The organism is Amycolatopsis sp. NPDC059021 (genome assembly GCF_042739895.1).
Lineage (GTDB): Bacteria > Actinomycetota > Actinomycetes > Mycobacteriales > Pseudonocardiaceae > Amycolatopsis.
Genome location: NZ_JBHYIQ010000115.1, coordinates 23,891 through 29,890 on the forward strand (window position 1 = coordinate 23,891; position 6,000 = coordinate 29,890).

The following is a 6,000-nucleotide window of genomic DNA, read 5'->3' on the forward strand; positions in this document are numbered from 1 at the left end:
CAGCGCACGTCCGCTCGGAAACCGAGGTTCCTGTGAGCCGTATCCGTGCCCTGTCCCTGGTGACCGTGTTCCTCGCGCTGTCGCCGATGGCGGGAACCGCCGCCGCGGCAACGCCTGTCCCGAAACCCGCCGCGCCGTACTGCTACGAGGAACCGTCGAATCCCACCGCCGACGTGAGCGACCTCAAGGCGAGGTTCTCCGCCTCGAACTGGATGCCGACCCTCCAGGCCGTGTACCAGCGCCGCTGGCCCAGCGGCCAGGCCCTCGCGGTCGCACAGGCCAAGGACAAGTACTGGGACCAGTTCGTCCAGAAGAACAGCTTCGAATCGTTCGCCGAGTCGATGATGGTGGCCATCCACGAGGAAACCCATATGTGGGACCTCGACGGCTCGCGGACAACGTGGAACCAGTACACCGCGGCCTGGGTCAACGCCTCCCGGCAGGACCTGAAGATCCCGTTGCACGACGGCTTCCCCCGCAAGGAGATCCTGCCGCTGATCAAGGACCGGCTCAGCGACTCCATGGACGGCATCTACCTGCGTGACAGCACCCAGGGCAACTATCACCTCCAGGGCGTGACGGCGGAACTGAACGCGGGGCTGACCGGGCTGCCCGCGGTGACCGTGCTGCAGGAGTACATCAAGGGCGTCGGGGCCAGCAACGCCCGCGACATCGTCGCCACCAACCTGCGGTACCTGCTGCTCTACCTGCGGGTGGCCAAGGACAAGCACCCCGCCTACTGGACGCAGATCAAGAACGAGCCGAAGCTGCGCGAGCTGGTCCTGACCCAGTTCCTGCGTTCGGCCTACTGGCTGGAGAAGTCGGCGCCCTACACCGGCAAGCTCGGCAGTCCCGCCGCGGACAAGATCACCGCCACCAACTACGCCCCGGAGAACCTCGCCATCCTGCAGGAGTTCACCGGCGCGAAGGTCCGCACCGACACCCAGAAGAACTGCACCGCCTGACGTCGTGACGCGAGTCACCCCGCACTGAACGGCATGACCCCGCTCCGGGAATATCTCTTGCGCGATTACAGTTGAGCGCTCAAGTAGATGGAAGGAGCGGGCATGCAGTTCGGGATCTTCACGGTGGGCGACGTCACGACCGACCCGACCACCGGCACCACACCCTCGGAGCACGAGCGGATCAAGGCGATGGTCCGCATCGCGCTCAAGGCCGAGGAGATCGGCCTCGACGTCTTCGCCACCGGTGAGCACCACAATCCGCCGTTCGTGCCGTCCTCGCCGACGACGATGCTCGGCTACATCGCGGCACGGACCGAGAAGATCGTCCTCTCCACCTCGACGACGCTGATCACCACGAACGACCCGGTGAAGATCGCCGAGGACTTCGCGATGCTCCAGCACCTCGCGAACGGCCGCGTCGACCTGATGATGGGCCGCGGCAACACCGGGCCGGTCTACCCCTGGTTCGGCCAGGACATCAGGCAGGGCATTCCGCTGGCCATCGAGAACTACCACCTGCTGCACCGGTTGTGGCGTGAGGACGTCGTCGACTGGTCCGGCAAGTTCCGCACTCCGCTGCAGGGGTTCACCTCGACACCGCGGCCGCTCGACGACGTGCCGCCGTTCGTGTGGCACGGGTCGATCCGCAGTCCGGAGATCGCCGAGCAGGCGGCGTACTACGGCGATGGCTTCTTCGCCAACCACATCTTCTGGCCCAAGGAGCACTTCCAGCGCCTGATCGAGCTCTACCGCGAGCGGTACGAGCACTACGGGCACGGCAAGGCCGACCAGGCGATCGTCGGGCTCGGCGGGCAGCTGTTCATGCGGCCCAACTCCCAGGACGCGGTGCGCGAGTTCCGGCCGTACTTCGACAACGCGCCGGTCTACGGGCACGGGCCGTCGCTGGAGGAGTTCACCGAGCAGACGCCGCTGACCGTCGGCAGCCCGCAGCAGGTGATCGACAAGACGCTGAGCTTCCGCGAGCACTTCGGCGACTACCAGCGCCAGCTGTTCCTGATGGATCACGCCGGCCTGCCGCTGGGCACCGTCCTGGAGCAGCTCGACCTGCTCGGGGAGCACGTGCTTCCGGTGCTGCGCAAGGAGTTCGACGCCAAGCGCCCGGAGCATGTCCCCGAAGCGCCGACGCACGCCTCGCTCAAGGCCGCCCGCGAAGCCGAAAAGGCACTTGCTTAAGAAAGAGGTCGAGTCATGACACGCACACTCGCGGTGGTCACCGCCGGGCTCAGCCAGCCCTCGTCGAGCAGACTGCTCGCGGACCGGCTCGCCGCGGGCACGGTGACCGCGCTGGGCGACGACGTCGACGTCGAGGTGATCGAGCTCCGCGATTTCGCCGTCGACGTCACGAACAACCTGCTCACCGGCTTTCCCAGCCCGAAGCTGCGGGCCGCGATCGACACGGTGGAGCGGGCCGACGGGCTGATCGTGGTCACGCCGGTGTTCACCGCGTCGTACAGCGGGCTGTTCAAGTCCTTCTTCGACGTCCTCGACCAGGGCGTGCTCGAAGGAAAGCCGGTGCTGCTCGGTGCGACCGGCGGCACCGAACGGCATTCGCTGGTGCTCGACCTCCAGCTGCGGCCGCTGTTCGGTTACCTGCGGGCGACCCCGGCGCCGACCGGGGTGTACGCGGCGTCGTCGGATTGGGGCGGCGGGGAAGCGCTCGGCGCGTTGCAGAAACGGGTCGAGCGCGCGGGCGGCGAACTCGCGGCGATGGTGGCCGGGCGCCCGGCCACCGCAGGTCAGGCGCGCGAGCCGTTCGCGTCCGTGCCCTTCGAACAGCTACTCGCCGGGACGGACGGGCAGTAGTCTGGCCGGGTGCGGACCCTGGTGCTCGGCGGCTACGGCGCGGTAGGCGCGCACATCGTCGCCGAGCTGGGGCGGGAGACGTTCGTGGCGGGGCGCAATCCCGCCCGCGCCGACATCGCGGTCGACCTCACCGACGACAACTCCTATCGCGCCGCGCTGACCGCGATCCCCGAAGTCGACGTCGTGGTGAACGCGAGCGGCGCGGAGGACGTCCGGCTGGCCATCCTCGCCACCGACGCCGGGATGTCCTTTGTGGACATAACGGCGTCGACGGCGTATGTGGCCGAGCTGGAGCGGCTCGTCCCGGCCTCGCCGGTCGTCGTGGGTGTGGGGATCGCGCCGGGACTGACCGGGATGCTCGCCGCCGCGGCACATCGGGCCGCGCCGGGACCGGTCGACCTCGCCGTGCTGCTGGGCGCGGGCGAGCGGCACGGCGTGGCCGCCACCGCGTGGACCTACGATCTGCTCGGCCGCCGTTTCGCCGATCCCGGCGGCGGCAGCGTCCGCAACTTCACGCGACCGAAGGCGTTCACGCTGCCCGGCTTCGGTACGCGGCGGCTCTACCGCGCGGACTTTTCCGATCAGCACACCCTCACCGCGGAGTTCGGCGTCCCGGTGCGCACCTACTTCGGTCTCGATTCCCGGCTGGCGACCTCCGGCCTGGCCGCGCTGACCTGGGCTCCGCCGCTGGGACGGCTGAAATCCGTGCGGGGCATGCACTTCCCGGGCAGCGACCGCTGGCTGGCGCTGGCACAGGCGGCGGACGGCCGGACCCGCTGGGCGGCCGGACGCTCCCAAGCGCGGGGAACCGGCGTCATCGCGGCGGCGACGGCACGGGCCGCGATGGACCTGCCGCCGGGGGTGCACCACGGACATCGGGTGCTGAACCTCGGCACGGTGCCCGACCGCGTCATCGAACTCGGCTAGCCGGACGAACCGGTGCGGCTCCGCGCGAGCCGCACCGGTTTCCCCGCTACTTGTACCAAAGCTCGTAGTAGCCGTTCGCGTCCTTCCAGCAGTAGGCGCCCGCGTGCCCGGCGGCTTGGGCCCCGGTGGCGGCCACGTTGCACGCGAATTCGGAGGTGTACCAGTGCCCCGACCAGGTGTCGGCCGAGGCGGGAGCCGCGGTGGCCACGAGCGCGCCGAATCCCAGCAGTCCGGCGACCAACAGCTTCTTCATCGACGATTTCCTCCAGTTCCGGCGGGCATGGGGCCCGGCCGTGGTCAGCCTTCAGCACGACCGCGAGCGGGACCAGCCTCCGGCACCGGGATTGCCCGACCTTCGACCGGACAATGCCCGGATGAACCCGAAAACCCGTGGCGCGGGGCCTTGGCGGCGCCGAGAATGCGAGCCGGAGCGTGCCGCCGTCCACGATGTCGCTGCTCGGGCTGATCCGCCATCTGGCGGACGTGGAACGCGGCGCGCCGAGGTCGCGTTCGCGGATCGGTTCGTCGCGGACGCGCCCGATCTCGACATCACCGGGGACGCCCCCGAACTCGGGGCGGTCTCGCTGCGCTGGGTGCTGACCCACATGATCGAGGAGTACGCCCGGCACAACGGCCACGCCGACCTGATGCGCGAACGGATCGACGGCGCGGTCGGCGAGTAGCCGGATCGTCCACAACGGACGTCCACTGTGCTCAGTGGGCGGGTACCGGGCTCGGCGTCCACGGATGCGCGCGGATCAGCGCGGACAGCGCCGCGATCGGGCCATGGGTGAGCGGGCGGCGGCTGCTCAGCCCGAACACCACGCTGCCGGGGTCCGGGAGCGGAGCCGCCGGGGCGGTCAGGCCGTGCGGCACCATCGACGTCGCGAAGAGACCGACGCCGAGCCCGGCGAGCACCGCGGCGCGCAGGCCGTTGAGGTGGGTGCAGGTGCACGCGATTCGCCAGCGGAAACCGTTGCGCCGCAAGGTGTCCAGGGCGCGCGCTCGGGTGATGCTCGGCTCCGGGTAGACGACGAGCGGCACGGGTTCGTCCGGATCGAGACAGAGCCCGGGTGCCCCGGCCCACGACAGCGAGTCGGACCACACCGGCAGGCCGGCGGAGTCGTCGGGGCCGCGTTTGGCGAAGGCCAGGTCCAGCTTTCCCTCGGTGAGCCGGTCGTGCAGCACGCCGCTGAGTTCCACGGTCAGTTCGAGATCGACCAATGGATGGTCGCCGCGGAACCGGCGGAGCAGTTCCGGCAGTCGTGACAGTACGAGGTCCTCGCACACCCCGAGCCGGATCCGGCCACGGGGCTCCGGCCGGGCGAAGTACCGGATCGCCCGATCCTGCCTGTCCAGGATGTCGCGGGCGAAACCGGTCATGGCCTCGCCGTCGCCGGTGAGGGCGACCCGGTGCGTGTCGCGGACGAACAGCTCGCGGCCCACCAGCGATTCCAGCCGCCGCACGTGCTGGCTGACCGTGGACTGCCCCAGCCGCAGCCGCCGCGCGGCCTCACTGAACCCGCCGGAATCCGCGACGGCGAGGAACGTCCTCAACAGCACCGGATCGATCACCATTCCGGCTTACCACCATCCGTGCCCGCGTGGACACGAAGTGTGCGTGGAGCCACTGCCTACTTTCGCTTGGTGATCACCACCGGCTCGATTTTTGTCGGAATTGCCTTGAATGCCGATTCGGGGACGCCGAAGGTGGCCGCGAGCACGTCACGCGGGAGCGAGTTCAGCGTGCCGACGATCCCGATGTCGTCGCTGGGCTCGCCGACGCTGGTGTTGAAGATGACCAGCACATCGAGTCCCTGCGTCTTGCTGCCGTTCTCGAAGTAGTGAAAGAAACCCTGGGGCGCGAAAACGAGGTCGCCCTGGTTGGCGGTGAACGCGGAGTTGTGGTAACTCCCGTCCCCGTGGGTGCCCAGCATCGTCCATTTCGCCGTGCCGGAAAGAATGTAGTTCAGTTCCCACGCGCTCGGGTGCCAATGCGGTTCGCGAATTCCGCCGACGTCGAGGTGGACGAGGTAGACGGAGCCCTTCTGGTCCTCGGTTAGTACCGGGAAGGTGTCCTTGTTGGCGCCCCGCAGCGTGCCGCCGTCGAAGGTCATCGGTGCTGTCTTGCTCAGCGAGAACAGGAACGGCGACGCGCCGCCGTTCGCCGGTGGCACCGCGCCGCTCGCCGCCCCGTCCGCCGGGGCTGTCACGTATACTCAACATACGCAGCCGACCACCAAGCAAGTGTAGTTCTCGGTGGTCGGCGGTTCAATTATATCGG

General features: G+C 69.0%; 7 protein-coding genes and 1 pseudogene. 5 read left to right on the top strand and 3 right to left on the bottom strand.

What is annotated here, in order from left to right; translation table 11 throughout:
- Window positions 1-32 precede the first annotated feature (32 nt).
- From ACFWX1_RS41290 to ACFWX1_RS41305, 4 genes are all read left to right on the top strand, one after another.
- The gene (locus tag ACFWX1_RS41290) at window positions 33-965 is read left to right on the top strand and encodes a hypothetical protein (RefSeq protein WP_378395343.1); all 933 of its coding nucleotides are present in this window, start codon (window positions 33-35) and stop codon (window positions 963-965) included.
- Between the two features lie 102 nt (window positions 966-1,067).
- Window positions 1,068-2,159 (top strand): LLM class flavin-dependent oxidoreductase, encoded by a 1,092-nt coding sequence (locus ACFWX1_RS41295; RefSeq protein WP_378395344.1) that lies wholly within the window; start codon window positions 1,068-1,070, stop codon window positions 2,157-2,159.
- A gap of 15 nt (window positions 2,160-2,174) precedes the next feature.
- Entirely contained in the window at window positions 2,175-2,789 is a 615-nt protein-coding gene (locus tag ACFWX1_RS41300) for an FMN reductase (RefSeq protein WP_378395345.1), read from the top strand.
- Window positions 2,790-2,798: 9 nt separating this feature from the next.
- Window positions 2,799-3,716, top strand: a complete 918-nt coding sequence (locus ACFWX1_RS41305; protein ID WP_378395346.1) for a hypothetical protein — start codon at window positions 2,799-2,801, stop codon at window positions 3,714-3,716.
- 46 nt (window positions 3,717-3,762) lie between these two features.
- On the opposite strand, the gene ACFWX1_RS41310 is transcribed toward ACFWX1_RS41305, so the two are convergent.
- Complete coding sequence (locus tag ACFWX1_RS41310) at window positions 3,763-3,969, bottom strand: hypothetical protein (RefSeq protein ID WP_378395347.1); 207 nt, start codon at window positions 3,967-3,969, stop codon at window positions 3,763-3,765.
- A gap of 194 nt (window positions 3,970-4,163) precedes the next feature.
- Here ACFWX1_RS41310 and ACFWX1_RS41315 point away from each other — a divergent pair.
- A pseudogene (locus ACFWX1_RS41315) lies at window positions 4,164-4,399 on the top strand (DUF664 domain-containing protein).
- Between the two features lie 31 nt (window positions 4,400-4,430).
- Here the strand turns inward: ACFWX1_RS41315 and ACFWX1_RS41320 are convergent.
- Both ACFWX1_RS41320 and ACFWX1_RS41325 read right to left on the bottom strand, forming a co-directional pair.
- Window positions 4,431-5,294, bottom strand: a complete 864-nt coding sequence (locus ACFWX1_RS41320; RefSeq protein WP_378395348.1) for a LysR substrate-binding domain-containing protein — start codon at window positions 5,292-5,294, stop codon at window positions 4,431-4,433.
- Window positions 5,295-5,350: 56 nt separating this feature from the next.
- Window positions 5,351-5,929, bottom strand: coding sequence for a cupin domain-containing protein (locus tag ACFWX1_RS41325; RefSeq protein WP_378395349.1), 579 nt, complete (start codon window positions 5,927-5,929; stop codon window positions 5,351-5,353).
- Between the last annotated feature and the right edge of the window lie 71 nt (window positions 5,930-6,000).

Bases quoted from the DNA above. Each gene is read 5' to 3' on its own strand.
- ACFWX1_RS41320 (WP_378395348.1), bottom strand. From the start codon at position 5,294: ATGGTGATCGATCCGGTGCTGTTGAGGACGTTCCTCGCCGTCGCGGAT.
- ACFWX1_RS41310 (WP_378395347.1), bottom strand. From the start codon at position 3,969: ATGAAGAAGCTGTTGGTCGCCGGACTGCTGGGATTCGGCGCGCTCGTG.
- ACFWX1_RS41300 (WP_378395345.1), top strand. From the start codon at position 2,175: ATGACACGCACACTCGCGGTGGTCACCGCCGGGCTCAGCCAGCCCTCG.
- ACFWX1_RS41295 (WP_378395344.1), top strand. From the start codon at position 1,068: ATGCAGTTCGGGATCTTCACGGTGGGCGACGTCACGACCGACCCGACC.